Origin of the sequence: Gymnodinialimonas ulvae (assembly GCF_037543845.1) — a bacterium.
GTDB classification, from domain to species: domain Bacteria; phylum Pseudomonadota; class Alphaproteobacteria; order Rhodobacterales; family Rhodobacteraceae; genus Gymnodinialimonas; species Gymnodinialimonas ulvae.
The window spans coordinates 536,537-555,058 of sequence record NZ_JBBIFX010000003.1 but is presented as its reverse complement, the minus strand read 5'-3'; the positions used below and the strand labels follow the sequence as shown (position 1 = coordinate 555,058).

The following is an 18,522-nucleotide window of genomic DNA, read 5'->3' as shown; positions in this document are numbered from 1 at the left end:
GGTCGTTTGGAAAACCGGCACGCCTTAGCGGAGTTTCAAACGCCGCGCCCACATGGCTTCATAGATCGGCAGCGCCGCGTCGAGCAGCCCGCGATGCGCTTGCGCGACCTCGGGCAATTCGCCTTCTGCGCCTGCAAATCCGGTGGAGCGGTGCACCGCATCGTACCAATGCGGAGCCCAGGCGCCATCGAAGGTTTTCGGCCCGGCCTGCCATGTCAGCATGGCCGGATCGAAGAGGAGCCCGACCTCGGCACACAGCGTGCGAAGCATCGGGGCGGGGTCCGCGCGGATGTCTGCGCTGTCGATCACGGGGCCGGGCAGGGCGTCGTATATACGCGCCACTTCGGCAAAGCCGATATCGTCCAAAGTGATCGTTTCACGCTTGGCGGCATAGCTTGCGATGACACGCGCGGGATGGCGGATCAGGTGGACATTCGCGCAGTCCTTGGCCCAATCCAGCGGAAAGTCCGGCACCATGTGATGGGTCATCAGCTTGAGGTATCGGACCGGCCTGTCCTGCGGCGCACGAATGTCTGCGATCACGTCCAGAACATCGACGGGTTGGCTTGCGATTGTCTCGGTGCGCATCGGATGATCGGCACCGGTTGCTGCAAGGTAGGCGGCGTAGAACGGCTCATCCCAGGCCTCGCAATCAGAGCGGTTTCCGAAGGCGTACATCATCGCCGTCGACAGGTTTCGGGGCCCCGACCACATCGCGATTTTCATATGAATTTTCCTGTAGTTTTTTTGTCGTTTTTTCGTAACGCATCGGATCCCACCGGTTTCACCCTTTCGTGACATCAAGCGGGCGTGTCTTGCAATGCCGACTGCGTCGCGTTTCGCTGCCTGCAACGCTAACCGAAGGACCCCACCCATGTCCCGCACCCCGATCCGCGAGAACCTCAAGACCCTGATCCTCAGCGCCGCAATTCTGACTGGCGCCGTCCTTGGCCACGGTAAGGCCCATGCGCAGGATATCCGCACCGCCGTGGTCGCCGGTGGGTGTTTCTGGTGCGTCGAGAGCGATTTCGAGCGGGTCGATGGCGTGATCGAGGTCGTCTCCGGGTTCGCCGGTGGTACGGTTCCCGACCCCAGCTACCGGCAAGTCGTGCGTGGCGGCACGGGGCATCTGGAGGCGGTGGAAATCACCTATGACGCCGATGTGCTGCCCTATGCATCGCTGTTGCGGTTGTTCCTGCGCTCGATCGATCCGCTGGATGCCGGGGGGCAGTTCTGTGACCGGGGCGAAAGTTACACGACCGCGATTTTCACAGGCGACGCGGCGGAGCGCGAGATTGCACGGGGCGCGATCCTTGAGGCCGAGGGTGTGCTGGGCGCGCGCGTGGTAACGCCGATCCGCGATGCGGCCCCGTTCTTCGAGGCCGAGGCCTATCATCAGGATTACTACCGGTCGGACGAGATCATCCTCACCCGGTTCGGCCCGCGCCGGAAATCCGTCGCCTACGAGCTGTACCGCGACGCCTGTGGCCGGGATCAGCGCGTGCTCGACATCTGGGGACAGGAAGCCGCCTTCGCCGCGGACCATCTATAGGGGACGGCGTCCGCTACGAGGCACCTACAGGAACAGCACCGCGTTGTTGCGGATGACGATCTCCAGCGCGAGGATCCCGAGGATCACCACCAGCGGCGCAAGATCGAGGCCACCCATATTCGGCAACATGCGCCGGATCGGGCCGTAGATCGGCTCCAACAGCCGGTTCAACCCGTCCCAGATCTGCGCGACGATGGGCTGCGCCATGTTCAGCACGCCGAAATTGATCAGCCACGACATGATGATATGCGCGATCACGATGAATTTTGCCACGCTCAGAAGCAGCATCAGGATCTGGAGGATAGAGGTCATGGATCATGTCCGGCCAATGGAATGTTGCACGGGAAATAGGCAGGACATCGCGCCGCCGCAAGCAATCGATGTAGATTTGCGGGAATCGACGCGCATTTGACGCGACGGCCCTCTTGTCCTTTGCCGCGTGCTCCGCGATTTGCAGGCCATGTATCCATTTGCCCGCACCCTCGCCATCGCCGCCAAGGAAAGTCGCAAGCCGCGCCTTGGGCTTTACGACACGCATGTGATGACGATGCGCTGCTGGCCGTTCGACATCGATTACTTCCTTGAGATGAACAACGGGCGCATCCTGACCCTGTTCGACCTTGGGCGCACGGCATTGGCGATCCGGATCGGGCTTTGGGATGTGTTGAAGCGAGAGGGATGGGGTCTGGTCGTGGCGGGATCGACCGTGCGCTACCGCTCGCGGATCAGGCCGTTGCAAACCTTCGAGATGCGGACGCGGTTTCTGGGCTGGGACACGCGGTTCTTCTATCTCGAACAGGCCATGTGGCGCGGCGAGACCTGTTGTAACCACGCACTGCTGCGCACCGGGGTCACGCAGAAGGGGCGGTTGGCTCCGGTCGATGATGTCGCCCGCGCGATGGCGATCAGCGAAGCCAGCCGCCCGTTGCCCGAATGGGTGCAGGGCTGGGCTGCGGCGGATGCGACACGTCCCTGGCCGCCGCAGGTCTGAGCCCCGCCAAAACATTGGACAAACCGGGCACGCCGCAAGATGGTTGCGCCCATGGAACGCACATCCCCCCCCGCCTCGACCCCGACCCCGACCCCGGCCTCGACCCTTCGCAAACGCATCTGGGGATGGTGGGCATTTGATTGGGCCAGCCAGCCATACAACACCCTGCTGCTGACGTTCATATTCGGCCCCTATATCAACGAATTGCTGGGCGACGGGACGCAGGCGCAGACGGCCTGGGGCTATGGTGTCGGTGCGGCGGGGTTCCTGATCGCGATTTCGGCGCCGTTCCTGGGCGCGATGGCGGATTTGTCGGGGCGGCGGATGCCGTTCATCTACATCTTTTCGGTGATGTATGTGGTGGGCGCCTACGGGTTGTGGTGGGCCGCGCCGGGCGATTTCAACCTGATCGCGACGCTGGTGCTGTTCGCGATTGGCCTGATCGGGATGGAGTTCGCGACGATCTTCACCAACGCGATGTTGCCGTCGCTGGGCAATCGGCGCGAGATCGGGCGCATTTCTGGCACCGGCTTTGCCTGGGGCTATGTCGGCGGGTTGTTGTCCCTGATCCTGATGCTGTTCTTTTTTGCGGAGAACGCCGAGACGGGCAAAACGCTTCTGGGCATGGACCCGGTGTTCGGCTTGGACGCAGAGGCACGGGAAGGCACGCGGGCGGTCGGGCCGTTGACCGCGATCTGGTTTGCGGTCGGGATGATCCCGTTCTTCCTTTGGGTGCGCGATGAAAGATTGCCGGGCGCGATCCCGATGGGCGCGGCGTTGCGCGGGGCCTGGCCGTCGCTTGTGGTGTCGCTCAAGCGGTTGCCGTCGGAACGCCCGCTGATGTTTTACCTGGCCTCGTCGATGTTCTACCGCGACGCGCTCAACGGGATGTATGTGTTCGGCGGCATCTACGCCTCCGGTGTGCTGGGCTGGAGCATCGTGGACGTGGGCATCTTCGGCATCCTCGCCATTCTGACTGGCGCGGTTTTCTCGTGGCTGGGCGGCCGGATGGACGGCGCGTTCGGGCCGAAACCGGTGATTGTGCTGAACGTGATCGTGCTGACCTGCGTGGCGCTGGCGGTTGTGTTTGTCAGCCGCGACAGCGTCTTCGGCTTGCCCGTAGACGAAGGCTCGCGCTTGCCCGACATTTCCTTCTACATTCTGGGCGCGTTCATCGGGGCCTGCGGCGGGGCGTTGCAATCGGCCTCGCGCACGATGCTGGTGCGGCAGGCCTATCCCGACCGCATGACCGAAGCCTTCGGGCTTTATGCGCTGGCGGGCAAGGCCACGTCGTTCATCGCGCCTTTGTCCATCGGGGTCATGACCCAGATCAGCGGATCTCAGCAGATCGGTGTTGTGCCGTTGGTGGTGCTTTTTCTGATTGGCCTGATCCTGCTATTCTGGGTGGATCCCAAGGGCCGCAATTATGAGGGTGAGGACGCGTCATGAAACGATTTTTCCCATTTGCGTTGATGATCTTGGCGGCTTGCGGGTCGGGTGGCGGATCCACCGTTCAACTTGATCCAACGATCTCCGGTCAGGAAGCGCGGCAATTCTTCGGGGCCGAGACCAGCGCCTCCTCCGGGGCGTCCGAAGCCATTGGGTTTTATTCCAACGGCTGCCTTGCGGGAGGGATGGAGCTGCCGGAAACCGGGCCAACCTGGCAGGCGATGCGGCTAAGCCGGAACCGCAATTGGGGTCACACGGAACTGATTGACTACATCGAAACACTCAGCGCCAATGTCGCGGCCAGCACGTCCTGGCAGGGGCTTTACGTCGGCGACATGGCGCAGCCGCGCGGCGGGCCGATGCTGACCGGGCATGCGAGCCACCAATCGGGCATCGACGTCGATATCTGGATGCTGCCGGCGCGTGACCTGAGCCTGACCCGTGAGGATCGTGAGAACCTGTCCTCCATCTCGGTCCGGGCGCAACGCGGCGCTTCGGTCAATGAAAACTGGACGCAGGAGCATGCAGAGGTTCTGCGCCTTGCGGCCACAGATCCGCGCACGGCGCGGATTTTCGTGACCACCGGGGTGAAGGTGTGGCTGTGCGAAAACGTCACCGGCGACAGAGATTGGCTCAGCCATATTCGCCCCGCCAATGGCCATCACTACCATTTCCATGTGCGCCTTGAATGCCCCGCGGGCGACCGCAATTGCCAGAACCAGCCGCTTCCGCAAGGCGATGGCTGTCAGGAAGCCTATGACCGCGCGGCGCGCATTTTGAACCCGCCGCCGCCCGGCCCGCCGGATACGACGCCTCCGCCCGCGCAACCCCCGCGCGGGATGCGGGTCGCGTTGCAGGACGTCCCGAACCAATGCATTTCGTTGCTGAGCGAGCTGAACTGAGGCGACCCGCGCGAAGGGCAAATCTGCAACACCGCGCCCCAAGCTCGGCCGGTTTCGGCCAAAACCCGTGATCCAACGGGCGGGGCTATTTATGCTAATGCCTTATGCTGCCTCCCTAGTCTTTGGAGAGTCCCTTGCGCACATTCGTTCTTCCCATCTTGGCAATCCTGTTGTCGGGGCCCGCATTCGCCGGTGGCGTCGCGCCATCCTCGCCGCCGCCCGTCCGCCCGACGGTTCAGCCCGACTGGACCGAGTTCTACGGCGGTATCCAGGTCGAGACGATGGACGGCCAAACCGCCGGGACCGATTTCGACGGCACGTTGAGCGGCGTCTTCGCCGGGTATCGCTACGATCTGGGCAATGTCACCATCGGGGCCGAAATTGACTTCGTGCGTGGCAATTTCGACTTCGGCGAGGTCACCCTTGGGGCGACGACCCTGAACCTCGACTATGACGCGCAGCTGCTCCGCGTGGGGGGTGAGGTTGGCTATGACCTTGGCAATGCCCTGCCTTACGCGACCGCCGGGTATGTCGAGGCGGATCTCGAGTTTCAGACCTTGTCGTCCACGGACAGCGGCTTTTTCTACGGCGTGGGCCTGGATTTCCGCGCCAGTGACCGGATCCTGATCGGGGCCGAGGCGTTGCAGCACGAATTCTCCGGCATTGCCGGCGGATCCGCAGATGGCAGCTTCACCACGTTCGGATTGAACGTGGCCTTCGCGTTCTGATCGGATCGTCCAAGTGATTGGAAAAGGCGCACCATCGGGTGCGCCTTTTCATTTGGGCCACCGCTGATCCCTTTGGCTCGCGTCAAAGGGCACTTGCGCAATTGCAACACGCTGATCCGTCTCACAAAAAGCCTGTGAGATTTCGCAAAACTTGTTTTATAGCTGAGGAAAGGCCGAAAAACGGTCGGGCAGTCAAAATTAACGGAGTTCGAAATGAACCGCATTGTTTTGCCATTGGTTGCAATGGCCCTCTCCACCCCTGCATTTGCACAATCCACTGGCGATACCTGGGCTGGCAATTACCTTGGCGTGCAGCTTGGCAATCGCCTTGAGAGCTCCTTCACGCTGGATTCCGCCCCCGGGCTCGAAGAAGAGTTGGACGGGATCCAAGGCGGTGGTCACTTCGGTTTCCGTCGGCAGCGCGATGCCTTCGTCTATGGCGCCGAGATTGAATTTCTGGTGTCCGAGCCGGATCTGGGCGGCACAGATACGCGCGTCACAACCTCGCGGATCGGCGGCACTTTCGGGTATGACCTGGGGCGGTTCCTGCCCTATGGCACGGCGGGGATCGGCCGCATGACGTTTCAGGATACCATCGGGTTCGGCGATACGTCTTCGTTCGGAACGTTTGGCGGGCTCGGCGTTTTGTACAGCCTTGGCCAATCGACCGACATCGGTGTCGAAGCGGTGCGCGAAAGCTACCAGAACTTCAATGAAGGCGCCGACAATTCCGTCACGCAGACGACGCTCAGCGCGCAGTTCAATATCAATTTCTGAGATTGTACCGGGGTGCCTTAGCGCCCCGGTATCTCGCCACGCTTGCCGCTGAGCGTCCAGGTGTCGATCACCTCCAGCGCATCCTGAGCCGTTTCCACAAAGCGGAACAGGTTCAGGTCATCGGCCGAGATCGTACCGGCGCGCACCAATGCGTCCCAATTGACGATCTCGCGCCAGAAGTCTTCCCCGAACAGCAGGACGGGCACCTGCTCCATACGCCCCGTCTGGATCAACGTCAGCGCCTCAAACGTCTCGTCCAGCGTGCCGAAGCCGCCGGGGAACACCGCGATGGCCTTGGCGCGCATCAGGAAGTGCATTTTGCGGATCGCGAAGTAATGGAAGTTGAAACACAATTCAGGCGTGACGTAGCGGTTCGGTTCCTGTTCATGCGGCAACACGATGTTGAGGCCGATGGAACATCCCCCCGCATCCGCAGCACCGCGATTGCCCGCCTCCATAACACCCGGCCCGCCGCCGGTGACGACGACATTCTGGGTGCAGTTGGTTTCAACGCTGCGCTCCGTAATAACGCGGGCGAATTCACGGGCCTCATCGTAGTATTTCGACATGTCGCGCAATGTGTCACTGCGGGCGGTGTCGCGATCCTCGGGCCGGGGGATCCGTGCGCCACCGAACAGGACGATGGTGCTTTCGATGCCACGCTCGTCGAGGCCAAGCTGCGGCTTGAGAAGCTCAAGCTGCAACCGCACCGGGCGCAATTCATCCCGGCACAGGAAATCCGGATCGGCAAAGGCGAGGCGATAGGCGGGCGACTGGGCCTGCGGCGTATCGGGAAGCGCTTTGGAATATTCGATGTCCTCATGGGCATCACGGAAGGGGCGGCGATCGTCTTTCATACGGATTCCCGTAGTTGCAGGGCGGTTGAACGCCTATACCCTTACCCGGGGTCGCGCAGCAACTGGGCGTTTGGATGAACGGGATGAAACGGTTTGTGGATGCGACCCTTGGACGGGTTCTGCGTCATTTCTTCTTTGTCTGCCTGCGCACCTATTTCGGGCTGTTCTACAATATCAGCATCTCCAACAAGCACCTGCTGCAGGACATGCCGGGCGGGTTGATCCTTGCCACCCATGTGACGCGGCTGGACGGGCCGATGGTGGCCTCGATGCTGTATCCCACGCGCCGGGTTCTGCCGGCGGTGCATTACAACGAATATTATCACCCTGCGCAGTTTCTGGTTCTGGCCCCGTCCGGCTGCATTCCGCTGTCCTCGCCCAAAAGCTGGCCAGCCGAAAAGCGGGCCGAGCGGAAAGAATGGGCGCAGGACAAGCTGAACGACACCATCCAAAGCGGCAAGATTGTCCTGCTGTTTCCCGGCGGGCAGGCCAAGCGTCAGGCCCATGAGATCATTCTGCCGCATTTCAGCGGCGCTTATGAGACATTGCGCGCCAATCCCGGCTGCCCGGTCGCAATTCTGCGCATTCAGGGCTTGAGCAAATACGATAAATCCATCCGCGATCTGTTCTGGAGCTTTATCGGCATCCACAAGGGGCGGCGGCACGTGAACATCACGATTGCGCGGCTGGAGGACGGGCTGGATACCAGTCTGCCATTGGACGCGTTCAACGCCGATCTGGAGGAGCGCTTCAACGCGCCCCCCCATTGGCCAGCGGCGTAAGGCCTAGCTGATGGTATAAGTCGTTACGCGTCCGTCCCCTTGCATCAGCCGAAGGGTCGAGCCGCTGACAACGGCGATGGTGCACTCAGAGGTGCCAGCGCGGTGTTCAAAACAGAGCTGCCGACCCTCGGTATACCACCGACTGGTCTCAATCTGTGCTCCGTTGAGGGCCCTCATCAACAGGGCGCCACTGGCGTCCAGGACAAACACCCGATCCGTAAGGTCAGGAGAGGACAGCGTTCGGCCCGCCAATTGGCTGCGCAGGTCGGGCGCGGCGGCTGGTGCAGGGGCGGCTGCGGGGCCGTTGAAATTGCCGGTCAGGAACGGGCCGGGGTCGACGGCCTAGGGCGGGGCTGTGTCGAGCACGACGCAGCCAGACAGGATCAGGGCAACAGCCGTCGCGGTGCACAATTTGAGCATCATCATTTTAGGTCCCTTCGGCTTGATCGTGAACGCGCGGAGCCCCACAAGCCACCCCGGAGGCCTTCCATTCGAGCCTCCTTGGCTGGCGGTGGCACACCGCGCGTATGATGCGTTATTCGATCACCCAGGTCATCGTGCCGCCGTCGGAATAATGGATCAGCCGGTTGCCGGAGATTTCCGCCGGGCCGCAGAATGGCTCGCTGACCTCGACACCGAAGCAAAAGGTGTTTCCATTGACTGACCAGGTCCCATTGACCGGCGAAAAGTCGCGTTCGGACGGCCCGAAAAAGATACGACCTGCCACCTGCCCACCGGGCAGAAGCCTGTGTTGTTCGTCATTGTTGATCAACTGCGCACCGCTGAGGCGCTGTTGCAGGGACACGGCCCCCTGCGGCGCGGGCGAGGTGCCGGGGACAGTGGGAACGGTGACGCAGGCCGAGAGGCCGATAGAGGCGACGGCGGCGAGGGTGAGAGTTGTAAGGCGCATGGAATTGGTCTTTCTAAGAGGCTGTGAAGGGGTCTGACACCCCGCATTGGCGGCGACGCTATGCCTAGGTGATCGTGAAGACCGCTGACCGGCCGTCCCCATACGTCAGTCGAAGGGTTGAGCCGGAAATCTCGGCGATGGCGCAGTCAAAGCCGCCACCGAAGCTTTCGTGGCACAACTGCCGACCCTCGGTATACCACTGACCGCCGCCAAGTTGCTGTCCGTTTGGTGCGGTTGTGACCGAAAACCCGTCATTGCGCAGGGTCCATGTCGCACCCTGCATTTCCGGACCGCCAACAAGCGTCCGACCCGCCAACCGGCTGCCCAGGTCGGGTGCAGCGGCGGGTGCGGGCGCAGCGGCCCCGCCGCCGGTCAGAAACGGGCCTGGGCCGACCGCACCCGCAGGGGCCTCGTCCAGAACCACACAGCCGGACAGGGCAAGAGCCGCGAAGGCGGCAAAGGAAAGTTTGATCATTTTCATGGGACTAGCTTTTCAAAGTGTTTTGGAACAGGGCCCCGGACCTGCCAAGTGGTCTGGGGCCGATGCGCAATCGGGATTTATCCTTCAACGGCCCAGGATTCGGCGACAAACGATCCCGAAACATCGTACAGTTCGAGGAAATCGCCGTCATACCGGACCCGCACGCAGGCACCGCCCGCATAGGCCGCAACCGGGCCGGTGAAGCACATCGAAACCGGGTTTTCGACGGTGCGCCATGTTCCGAAGGATTGCTGACCGCCGGTTGTCATGGTGTAGCCCCCGTCGCTCCACAAGTTCAATCTCTGGCCGGTTTGCGTATTCACGTAAGCTTGCCCGCCACCCACAACGCTGGCCAGTGAGCTGGATGTGCCGCCACCACCGCTGGTCACAGGTCCAATCGGAACGGCGACGCAGCCTGACGCCAGCAGCGCCAACGCGGCGGCAGCCACGAATGAAATTTTGGTCATTTTTGATGTCCCCCAGTTTGTTGACCGGGATCGTGTGCAAGGGTTGATTGAAAATCAAGATTTTTTGCGGATGCGCCCCCGCTTCGCGGATCCTGAAAGTCCTGCGATCCGCCTGCCGCGTTGCAATGCGACCGGCCCGCCTCTATAGCCCGCGCGAACCGTTGCCCTCTCGTCAAGGAGCCCAAGCCCATGTCCAATGCCCAACTCGAGACCGCCATCGAAGCCGCCTGGGACGCGCGCGATACCATCACGCCCGCGACCACCGGTGAGACCCGCGAGGCGATCGAGGATACCTTGAACGCTTTGGACAGCGGGTCGCTGCGCGTGGCGGAAAAGCAGGCGGGCGGTGATTGGCACGTCAACCAATGGGCCAAGAAGGCCGTGCTTCTGGGCTTCCGCCTGAAGGATATGGAGATGCAGGGCGGCAGCGCCCAAGGCGGATCGTGGTGGGACAAGGTCGACAGCAAGTGGAAAGGCTGGGGCGAGAACGAATGGGCGGCTGCGGGCTTCCGCGCCGTGCCCAACTGCGTCGTGCGCAAGTCGGCCTATATCGCGCCCGGCGTCGTGTTGATGCCGTCGTTCGTGAACCTCGGCGCCTATGTGGACAGCGGCACGATGGTGGACACATGGGCCACCGTGGGAAGCTGTGCGCAGATCGGCCGCAACGTGCACCTGTCGGGTGGCGTTGGCATCGGCGGCGTGTTGGAGCCGATGCAGGCGGGGCCGACCATCATCGAAGACGATTGCTTCATCGGCGCGCGGTCCGAGGTGGTCGAAGGCTGCATCGTGCGCGAAGGCTCGGTGCTTGGCATGGGCGTGTTCATCGGCAAATCCACCAAGATCGTGGATCGCGAAACCGGTGACGTCATGTATGGCGAAGTGCCCGCCGGGTCGGTTGTCGTGGCGGGGTCGATGCCGTCGAAGAACGGTGTGAACCTCTATTGCGCGGTGATCGTGAAGCGCGTGGACGCGCAGACGCGGTCGAAGACCTCGATCAACGAATTGCTGCGGGACTGAGCGCATGCAGGGTCTGGGATTGATCGCGGCGATATTCGTGGGCGGCCTTGCCGGGTGGGCAGCGTCGATGTTCATGCAGGCCCGCACCGGCATCCTGACGAATGTGGTCCTGGGCATCGTTGGCGCGATTGTCGGGAATTTCATTCTGGGTCTTGTGGGGGCGACGACCTCCCCCACGTGGATCAGCCAAGGCTTCGCGGGCTTCATGGGCGCGTGCATCCTGATCGCGGTGATCCGCTTTCTTCGGGGACGGTAGAGCATGTCGCGCCCCGACGATGGCAAGCCGAAGCCGAAGCCGAAACCGAAAAAACCCAAACGCCCCACGGACGTCTACACCTTGCTCGTTCAGGTGGGCCGCAAGGATGGCGATGGCCTTCCCGACGGCTCCACCGGCGCGGGGCTTTTGTGCTTTGCCAGTGGCGTGGACGAGGCCGAGGCGGTGCGCGAGACGGTGGCCGTGCTCAAGCAGGCCGATCTGAACCCGCTTGACGTGACGGGCTATGGTACACGGGCCGAGCGTGCGGCGCAGGGCGATGAGATCAACGCCGAAGAACGCGAATTGATGGACCGGGCGCGCGCCGAAAATGCCGTGATCGTCGTGCAGATGACGCCGTTCTTCGACGGTGAGGAAAAGGCTTAGGCCGCCCGCGAATTGGCGGTCAGAAGCGCCCGCGCCGTGGCCCTGTCGAGCAACGGCAACGAGGGTGTCGTGTCGCGCGCACTTGGCGCAGCGGCGAGCCCGACCTGCGGATCGGCCAAGGCCATCACATCCCCCAGATGCGCGGTCTCGATGGGGCAGTTTTCCACGATGATACAGGTCGGATCATCGAGCATCATGTGAAAGAACGTCCGCACCGGTTTGTCCCGGTCGCGAAACACCGCGCGCCCGTTGGCAAGGTCGCGGGCGTTGGCAAGGACCGCCTCGGTGCCGCACAGGTAATCGACCACCGGACCCGATTGCAGAAGGCGCGTCTGCGGCGTGACCACCAGATCGCGCGCCAGTCCGAAATACGGCGCGCGCAGCCGCATCGGCGCGGTGCGCCCCATGCAAAGCCGCGTGCGCGCTTCGATCCAGCGCAGCGGATGCGTCGCGCCACTGTCATCCAGCAGCAGATCGCCCTCCCGCAGGGCATCCACCGGGCGCGGCCCCTGCGCCGTGGCCACCACGGCGCCGCTTTCGATACCGGGCAGGTCGGTCGCCGGCACAACGCAGGGCGCAATCGCCGCGATATGGGCCACGTTCAGGTAGCCGTCATCGGCCGGGGTCGCGTCGGATACACGCGCCGTCTGCGCCAGCCCGGCGCGCAGGCTTTGACTCTGGCCCTGATCATAATTCGTGACTTCCAACACATCGCGCCGCCCCTCATGGCAGGCCACATAGCGCAAGCCGATGGTCTCGCCGGGGCGCAGCATATCGGGCGACGTGCACAGGTCGATCTCACCATGCACCAGTCGCAGGGCATTGTCGGACATCAGGTAAAGCTGGATCGCGCTGCCGGTGTCACCCGCCTGCCCGCGCCATAGGCGCAGCGGCACATCGGCGGCCTGCCCACGCCTGTGCGGCGGGCGGCGCGGGCCGGTCAATTCAAGCCAAAGGGTCATCGCCCGGAGGGCCGTGTCCAGCGGCGTCCGGGGCATCCGGATCGCGTGGCCTTCGGCCCATATGGTGGTCCATGACATGCGCGCGCGTCCCGCCTAACCCAGCATTGCGCGGGCCTCGAACCCCCGCAGGGGCCGCCGCGCGGATGGCCCGTAGCCCTGCTTTGTGGCGCGGTTGATCTCGGGGAACAACGACAGAACCTCGTCCTGCACCGCCGCGTCGAGGTCGTTGATCACGGTCGGCCCGGGCAGGAAGCTTTCGGTGGTCAGGCCTTCGGACCAGATGATCTGATGCTGATCGAACAGCAGGTGATAATATTCCACCTCGCCGCCTTCGAGCACCCGCACCGAGCAATCGTTGACCAGATCCTTCGCGGCAACCAGCACCTCGTCCTCGCCGAACATCAGCTCGGCCATCCAATGGGTCAGCATCACCCGGTGCTGCGGCGACACGACCAGACGGCGATGCATCCCGAAGGTGCCCGCCTCGATCACCACCGGGGCATGGCGCCCCTCGGCGGCGACCGTGCGCGTGCCGATCCAGCGGATCGGTTGCAGGCCGTTGTCGCGGGTCTCGATCCGGTCGCCGGGCCGAAGGTCTTCCACCAAACGCTCGCCCTGTTCCGTGAGGATCCGCGTGCCGCGTACGAAACACGGGATCGTGGTGACCGTGACAAAGGCGGTGTCGGTGATGCCGGTGCCATCATCGGCGGTATAGGTGAAGTTGAAGCTTTCGTCGGCGTCCAGCCCGGTCTGATCGGGGGGCGGCACGATCTCAAGCTCACCGGACGGCAGAAGCGTGACCTGATGGCCTGAATTCAGGGTGATCGTATCGCCCGGATTGACCTCGATCCCGTTGATATGGGTGATGAAGGCGATCCCGCCCGAGGTCGGGTCATTGGCCAGCGCATCCAGCACGGCGACCACGCCTTCCTGCCGGGCGACGGCATCGTCATAGGCGATGAATTCGCCCTGGATCGAATCCGCCGCGATCAGGACCGAACTGTCGTAATTGGCATCCGCCACATCCGCGATGCCGATCTTGATGTCGTTCGGCACCCCGTTGTTGACCGGGATCACCAGCGCCAGCGTCACGGTGAAGCCGTCCATCTCGGTGTTGAATTCGTCGCTGGTGTTGTCGTTGAACAGCGTCGAGTTGTCGTTCTGGTTGACCGAGTTGATCTGCGTGACGTTCACCGTGGGCGATGTCACCAGATTGCCATTGATCCAGACGCCGACCGCGTCGTTGTAGATGGAACCGGTGAATTCCGGATATTCGTCCGACGCGAAGGTGAACTGCACCGAAATGAAATCGGTCGTCGGTATGAAATTCGCCTCGATATACGACGCATCAAACGTCGACGTGCCCGCGACCGCGGTGAAGTCGGGGTCGTTTGTGGGGCCGGGGGTGTTCGTCGTCTCATTGCCGACGCGGTTGGGGTCGCCGCTGGAACGGGTGATGTCACGGGCCCGGCCTGTGGACAGGATCACACCGGTATCCGATGGGGTCAGCCGGTTTGAGACGCTGTCGCCGTTGGTGTAGATGCCCGACGATTCACTCCACCCGGTGTAGCTGGCGGAGTTGACCGTGACACCCGGCCCGAAGATCGTCTGCGCCATCTGCATGGCAGAGGCGGATGTGTTGATCGGTAGCTCTTGTCCCGTTGCGGGCATCGCTGGCCTTCACCCAATTCGGGCCGAGATCAGGCAAACATCACACAGAGCCATCCGCACGACCCAAGGGCGGTGCGTTCAAAGCGAAACTCTCATTACTCTACTCGATGCGGTGCCTTTGTTTTTACGGCATCCGCTGCCTGCCTCGGCGTATTATTATCCGGTTAACCTAGAGGCCGGTTGTGGATAAATCCATCGCTCCAACACAAACGCGCCACCTTCGCGCCGCATTGTGGTCTGCCGGCCACGCCGATAGGCTTTGGGTTCCCGCGTCTTTTCCTGAGGTTAGCATGACCCACGCCCCCGTTGATCCCGTTGCCCTGACCGCTGATCTGATCCGCTGCAACTCGGTCACCCCGCTTGAAGGCGGCGCGCTTGTCCTGCTGGAGGCGCTTTTGTCGGAGGCGGGGTTCACCTGTACCCGCGTGGACCGGGGCGGCATCGCCAATCTCTATGCCAAATGGGGCGAACGCGGCAACGGTAAGGCCTTCGGGTTCAACGGCCACACCGATGTCGTGCCCATCGGCGATGAAGCGGCCTGGACCCATCCGCCCTTCGGCGCGGAGATTGACGGCGATTGGATGTATGGGCGCGGCGCGACCGACATGAAATCCGGCGTGGCCGCCTTTGCCGCCGCCGCCATCGACTTCGTGCGCACCACGCCGCCCGACGGTGCGGTGGTGCTGGCCATCACCGGCGATGAGGAGGGCGAAAGCACCGACGGAACCATCGCGCTTCTCGATTGGATGGGCGAAAACGGCGAACGCATGGATCATTGCATCGTGGGCGAGCCGACCTGCCCCGCCGAGATGGGAGATATGATGAAGATCGGGCGGCGCGGCGCGCTGACCGCATTCTTCGAGGTGATCGGCAAGCAGGGGCATTCCGCCTATCTGCACAAGGTCATCAATCCGATGCCCGCCGTGGCGCTCTTGGGCCATCGCCTGTCCTCCCATGTGCTCGATGAGGGCACAGATCATTTCGACGCCTCCACCTGCGCGATCACCACGATCGACACCGGCAATCCGGCGAATAACGTGATCCCTGCCAAAACGCGCATGACCGTCAACCTGCGCTTCAATGACACCCATACCGGCGAGAGCCTCACCCAATGGCTTCGCGCCGAAGCCGACCGCGTGGCGGAGGAATCCGGCACCCGCATCGAGATGACCACCAAGCTCTCGGGCGAGTCGTTCCTGACCCCGCCCGGCGATCTCTCTTCGCTGGTCGCCAAGGCCGTGACGTCGGAAACCGGCCGCACCCCCGAGATGTCCACGACCGGCGGCACATCGGACGCGCGCTTCGTGAAAAACCACTGCCCCGTGGTGGAATTCGGCCTTGTCGGCCACCGCATGCATCAGGTCGATGAGCGCGTCCGCATAAGCGACATCCACGATCTCAAGCGAGTCTATGGCCGGGTGTTGACGGATTACTTTGCGAAGTAGTCCCGCGAGCGCTCTTTAGGCTCGTTAGGCCTTGCGACGTTTTTCAGATCGGATGCGTTCAAGCTGCTCGGTTCTGTTTTTAACTTCTCGTGAAAGGCTCACGTGACGTTCCTCGGTCAGACGAGCTGCGCCTCGGATCATGAAAAAGCTCAATGTGCCTAGTATGGCGCATGTGACTATTCCGTGGAAAAATCCATTGAAGAACTGTCCAATCGTTGCGGTTGCAGTGAAGCCAATACACAGAATGGAAACGATAAAGGTAAAGCGCGCATCTTTGCGGATATGTCCCTCCGCGATCCTGATTTCATTTTCGACGAAGGATTCGAGGTCTTGGTCGTTCACGGCTTTAACTTGCTCCTATCCTGACGGCACTCTGCCCTGATACTAAGGATCATCGGCCCGAGGCAATAGAACGGGTCCTTCGTTCTCACGCCGAACCCGCGCCCAACGCCCGCCAATTCCCCCATGACGCCCCCCCACGCCCATGATACGCCCGATCTCATGAGCAAGCTTCCCTCCAAAGACGACCTCCTGTCGTGGATCAATGACAATCCCGGCAAGCGGACCAAGCGCGACATCGCGAAAGCCTTCGGCATCAAGGGGGCTGCGCGGATCGACCTCAAGCGCATGCTCAAGGAGCTGGAGGACGAGGGGCATATCGAGAAGAAGGGTCGCCTCTACCGTGATCCGGCCAAGCTGCCGCCCGTGGGTGTGATGATCGTGCAGGCCCCCGATCACGATGGCGACCTCTTTGCGCGCCCGATGAACTGGGATGGCGACGGGCCGGAGCCGCGCGTGCTTTACACGCCGCGCCAGAGCGATCCGGCGGTGGGTGAGGGCGACCGCATCCTCGCCAAGCTGTTCGAGGTCGACGGCCCCGACAAAGCCGACCACCAATACACCGCCAAGCTGATCCGCAAGATCGGCACCAACCCCCGCAAGATCCTCGGCATTTTCCGCAAAAGCGACGACGGCGGGCGCATTTCGCCGATATCGAAGGGGTCCGACAAGGAATGGATCGTCCGTTCGGGCGACACCCACGGCGCGAAGGACGGCGAATTGGTCCAGGGCGAATTGGCCGGACCCAAGGCGCGCATGGGCCTGCCGCGCGCGCGCATCACCGACCGTTTGGGCGATCCCGGTGCGCCGCGCGCCGTGTCGCTGATTGCGATCCACGAAAACGGCATTCCCGATGTCTTCCCCGATGCGGTGGTGGCCGAGGCCGACGCCGCCGAGCCCGCGATGATGGCGGGCCGCGAAGACCTGCGCGATCTGCCGCTTGTGACCATCGACCCGGCCGATGCGCGCGATCACGACGATGCCTGCTACGCCCATGCCGACACCGACCCCGGCAACGCGGGCGGCCACGTCATCTGGGTGGCCATCGCGGATGTTGCCCATTACGTGCGCCCCGGCTCTGCGCTCGACCGCGAGGCGCGCAAGCGGGGCAACTCCACCTATTTCCCCGACCGTGTTGTGCCGATGCTGCCCGATACGTTGTCGGGCGATCTGTGTTCGCTGCACGAAGGCGTGGACCGCGCCGTGATCGCGGTGCGGATGGTCGTTGATGGCAAAGGTCAAAAACGCGGCCATTCGTTCCACCGCGCCCTGATGCGCTCGCCCGCTTCGCTGCATTACGAGGAAGTGCAGGCCGCCCAGGACGGGACCCCCAATGACCGCACTGCGCCCCTGCTCGACGATGTCATCCGCCCGCTTTACGCGGCCTACGCGGCGCTCGTGGCCGCGCGCGAAAACCGGCAGCCGCTGGACCTGGATCTGCCCGAACGCCGCATCGAGTTGGGCGACGACGGCAAGGTCACCTCCGTCGCCTTCAAGGAGCGGCTGGATGCCCACAAACTTATAGAAGAATTCATGGTGCTGGCCAATGTCTGCGCCGCCGAGACGCTGATCGCCAAGCGCACGCCGCTTCTGTTCCGGGTCCACGAAGAACCCTCGCCGGAGAAACTCGACGCCCTGCGCGAGGTGGCGCAGGCCTCCGGCCTGACGCTTGCCAAGGGGCAGGTCCTGAAGACCTCGCATCTCAACGCGCTGCTCAATCAGGCCAGTGAAGAGCATTCCGAACTGATCTCGATCTCCACCCTGCGAAGCATGCAGCAGGCCTATTACAACGCGGAAAACTTTGGCCATTTCGGCCTCGCCTTGCAGCATTACGCGCATTTCACCTCGCCGATCCGACGCTACGCCGACCTGATCGTGCACCGTGCGCTGATCACGGCCCATGGTTGGGGAACGGATGGCCTTGCACCCGAAGAGATCGACCGGTTGGACGAAACGGCCAAGCTGATCTCGGATACCGAACGCCGTTCCATGGTGGCCGAACGCGACACCAACGATCGTTATCTGGCCGCCTATCTGTCGGACCGGGTCGGGGCCGAATTCGCGGGCCGTATCTCGGGCATTGCGCGCTTTGGGGTCTTCGTGAAGCTGGATGAAACCGGGGCCGATGGGCTTTTGCCGATGCGCGCGCTGGGCGATGAATATTACCACTACGATGCCGAGACGCAGACGCTGATGGGCGCCGACACCGGTTTTGTGATCGGCATCGGGGATCGCGTTCTGGTCAAACTCGCCGAAGCCGTGCCGGTGACTGGCGGGCTGATCCTCGAACTGCTGGAACATGACGGTCGCGCCCGCCCCACGCCGCGCCGCTCGGGCCGTCGCAAGGGCCCGACGCGCCGCAAGGCCGGGGCCAGCAAGGGCAAGCGCACGAAGCTGCGCAAGAAGGCCGCGCGCAAGCGGGGTGTATAGGGGTGGTGCATAGGGTCGGCTCACCTTTCGGTAACCGGTTTTGCACCATTATCTGCGGCGAGACTCCGCGCACCGGGACGGACTCCCTGTAAATAACGGTAATCTCGGCTATATTGTTGCGC

At 62.9% G+C, this 18,522-nt stretch carries 21 protein-coding genes; 12 read left to right on the top strand and 9 right to left on the bottom strand.

Features of this window, described 5'->3' with window-relative positions:
- Window positions 1-24: 24 nt before the first annotated feature.
- Window positions 25-726, bottom strand: a complete 702-nt coding sequence (locus V8J83_RS16795; RefSeq protein WP_339987604.1) for a sulfotransferase-like domain-containing protein — start codon at window positions 724-726, stop codon at window positions 25-27.
- Window positions 727-874: 148 nt separating this feature from the next.
- Between V8J83_RS16795 and msrA the strand changes: the two genes are divergently transcribed.
- Window positions 875-1,552 carry a peptide-methionine (S)-S-oxide reductase MsrA gene (gene msrA, locus V8J83_RS16790; RefSeq protein WP_339987602.1) on the top strand — a complete coding sequence of 226 codons (678 nt, stop codon included), beginning with the start codon at window positions 875-877 and terminating at the stop codon, window positions 1,550-1,552.
- Between the two features lie 24 nt (window positions 1,553-1,576).
- On the opposite strand, the gene V8J83_RS16785 is transcribed toward msrA, so the two are convergent.
- Complete coding sequence (locus V8J83_RS16785; protein ID WP_339987601.1) at window positions 1,577-1,864, bottom strand: YggT family protein; 288 nt, start codon at window positions 1,862-1,864, stop codon at window positions 1,577-1,579.
- Between the two features lie 148 nt (window positions 1,865-2,012).
- Here V8J83_RS16785 and V8J83_RS16780 point away from each other — a divergent pair, with 148 nt between their 5' ends.
- The 5 genes from V8J83_RS16780 (at window position 2,013) to V8J83_RS16760 (ending at window position 6,399) form a co-directional block, all read left to right on the top strand.
- On the top strand, window positions 2,013-2,543 hold the full coding sequence (locus V8J83_RS16780) for an acyl-CoA thioesterase (protein ID WP_339987600.1): 531 nt from the start codon (window positions 2,013-2,015) through the stop codon (window positions 2,541-2,543).
- Window positions 2,544-2,594: 51 nt separating this feature from the next.
- The gene (locus V8J83_RS16775; protein WP_339987599.1) at window positions 2,595-3,992 is read left to right on the top strand and encodes an MFS transporter; all 1,398 of its coding nucleotides are present in this window, start codon (window positions 2,595-2,597) and stop codon (window positions 3,990-3,992) included.
- Window positions 3,989-4,894: a penicillin-insensitive murein endopeptidase gene (gene mepA / locus V8J83_RS16770; RefSeq protein WP_339987598.1), complete on the top strand. Its 906-nt coding sequence runs from the start codon at window positions 3,989-3,991 to the stop codon at window positions 4,892-4,894. Before V8J83_RS16775 ends, mepA begins: the two co-directional genes overlap by 4 nt.
- A gap of 158 nt (window positions 4,895-5,052) precedes the next feature.
- Window positions 5,053-5,622 (top strand): outer membrane protein, encoded by a 570-nt coding sequence (locus V8J83_RS16765; RefSeq protein WP_339987596.1) that lies wholly within the window; start codon window positions 5,053-5,055, stop codon window positions 5,620-5,622.
- 213 nt (window positions 5,623-5,835) lie between these two features.
- Window positions 5,836-6,399: an outer membrane protein gene (locus V8J83_RS16760; RefSeq protein WP_339987595.1), complete on the top strand. Its 564-nt coding sequence runs from the start codon at window positions 5,836-5,838 to the stop codon at window positions 6,397-6,399.
- A 17-nt stretch (window positions 6,400-6,416) separates the two neighbouring features.
- On the opposite strand, the gene V8J83_RS16755 is transcribed toward V8J83_RS16760, so the two are convergent.
- Complete coding sequence (locus V8J83_RS16755; protein WP_339987594.1) at window positions 6,417-7,256, bottom strand: LOG family protein; 840 nt, start codon at window positions 7,254-7,256, stop codon at window positions 6,417-6,419.
- 74 nt (window positions 7,257-7,330) lie between these two features.
- Here V8J83_RS16755 and V8J83_RS16750 point away from each other — a divergent pair, with 74 nt between their 5' ends.
- Window positions 7,331-8,038: a 1-acyl-sn-glycerol-3-phosphate acyltransferase gene (locus tag V8J83_RS16750; RefSeq protein ID WP_339987593.1), complete on the top strand. Its 708-nt coding sequence runs from the start codon at window positions 7,331-7,333 to the stop codon at window positions 8,036-8,038.
- A 535-nt stretch (window positions 8,039-8,573) separates the two neighbouring features.
- Here the strand turns inward: V8J83_RS16750 and V8J83_RS16745 are convergent.
- The 3 genes from V8J83_RS16745 to V8J83_RS16735 form a co-directional block, all read right to left on the bottom strand.
- Window positions 8,574-8,948 carry a hypothetical protein gene (locus tag V8J83_RS16745; RefSeq protein WP_339987592.1) on the bottom strand — a complete coding sequence of 125 codons (375 nt, stop codon included), beginning with the start codon at window positions 8,946-8,948 and terminating at the stop codon, window positions 8,574-8,576.
- A 64-nt stretch (window positions 8,949-9,012) separates the two neighbouring features.
- Window positions 9,013-9,423, bottom strand: coding sequence for a hypothetical protein (locus tag V8J83_RS16740; RefSeq protein WP_339987590.1), 411 nt, complete (start codon window positions 9,421-9,423; stop codon window positions 9,013-9,015).
- 83 nt (window positions 9,424-9,506) lie between these two features.
- Window positions 9,507-9,896: a hypothetical protein gene (locus V8J83_RS16735; protein ID WP_339987589.1), complete on the bottom strand. Its 390-nt coding sequence runs from the start codon at window positions 9,894-9,896 to the stop codon at window positions 9,507-9,509.
- A 189-nt stretch (window positions 9,897-10,085) separates the two neighbouring features.
- On the opposite strand from V8J83_RS16735, the gene dapD reads away from it, so the two are divergent.
- From dapD to V8J83_RS16720, 3 genes are read left to right on the top strand one after another with little or no spacing between them, the layout of a single operon-like run.
- On the top strand, window positions 10,086-10,913 hold the full coding sequence (gene dapD, locus V8J83_RS16730) for a 2,3,4,5-tetrahydropyridine-2,6-dicarboxylate N-succinyltransferase (protein ID WP_339987588.1): 828 nt from the start codon (window positions 10,086-10,088) through the stop codon (window positions 10,911-10,913).
- A 4-nt stretch (window positions 10,914-10,917) separates the two neighbouring features.
- Window positions 10,918-11,169, top strand: a complete 252-nt coding sequence (locus V8J83_RS16725; protein WP_339987587.1) for a GlsB/YeaQ/YmgE family stress response membrane protein — start codon at window positions 10,918-10,920, stop codon at window positions 11,167-11,169.
- 3 nt (window positions 11,170-11,172) lie between these two features.
- Entirely contained in the window at window positions 11,173-11,553 is a 381-nt protein-coding gene (locus tag V8J83_RS16720) for a DUF8846 family protein (RefSeq protein ID WP_339987585.1), read from the top strand.
- Here V8J83_RS16720 and V8J83_RS16715 read toward each other — a convergent pair.
- Both V8J83_RS16715 and V8J83_RS16710 read right to left on the bottom strand, forming a co-directional pair.
- Window positions 11,550-12,593, bottom strand: a complete 1,044-nt coding sequence (locus V8J83_RS16715; RefSeq protein WP_339987583.1) for a Hint domain-containing protein — start codon at window positions 12,591-12,593, stop codon at window positions 11,550-11,552. The genes V8J83_RS16720 and V8J83_RS16715 overlap by 4 nt on opposite strands.
- Before the next feature lie 15 nt (window positions 12,594-12,608).
- Window positions 12,609-14,186 (bottom strand): Hint domain-containing protein, encoded by a 1,578-nt coding sequence (locus tag V8J83_RS16710; protein WP_339987582.1) that lies wholly within the window; start codon window positions 14,184-14,186, stop codon window positions 12,609-12,611.
- A 290-nt stretch (window positions 14,187-14,476) separates the two neighbouring features.
- Between V8J83_RS16710 and dapE the strand changes: the two genes are divergently transcribed.
- Window positions 14,477-15,631 carry a succinyl-diaminopimelate desuccinylase gene (gene dapE, locus V8J83_RS16705; protein ID WP_339987581.1) on the top strand — a complete coding sequence of 385 codons (1,155 nt, stop codon included), beginning with the start codon at window positions 14,477-14,479 and terminating at the stop codon, window positions 15,629-15,631.
- Window positions 15,632-15,655: 24 nt separating this feature from the next.
- Here dapE and V8J83_RS16700 read toward each other — a convergent pair whose 3' ends face one another.
- Window positions 15,656-15,973, bottom strand: coding sequence for a hypothetical protein (locus V8J83_RS16700; protein WP_339987580.1), 318 nt, complete (start codon window positions 15,971-15,973; stop codon window positions 15,656-15,658).
- 159 nt (window positions 15,974-16,132) lie between these two features.
- On the opposite strand from V8J83_RS16700, the gene rnr reads away from it, so the two are divergent.
- Window positions 16,133-18,400 (top strand): ribonuclease R, encoded by a 2,268-nt coding sequence (rnr, locus tag V8J83_RS16695; RefSeq protein WP_339987579.1) that lies wholly within the window; start codon window positions 16,133-16,135, stop codon window positions 18,398-18,400.
- Window positions 18,401-18,522 lie beyond the last annotated feature (122 nt).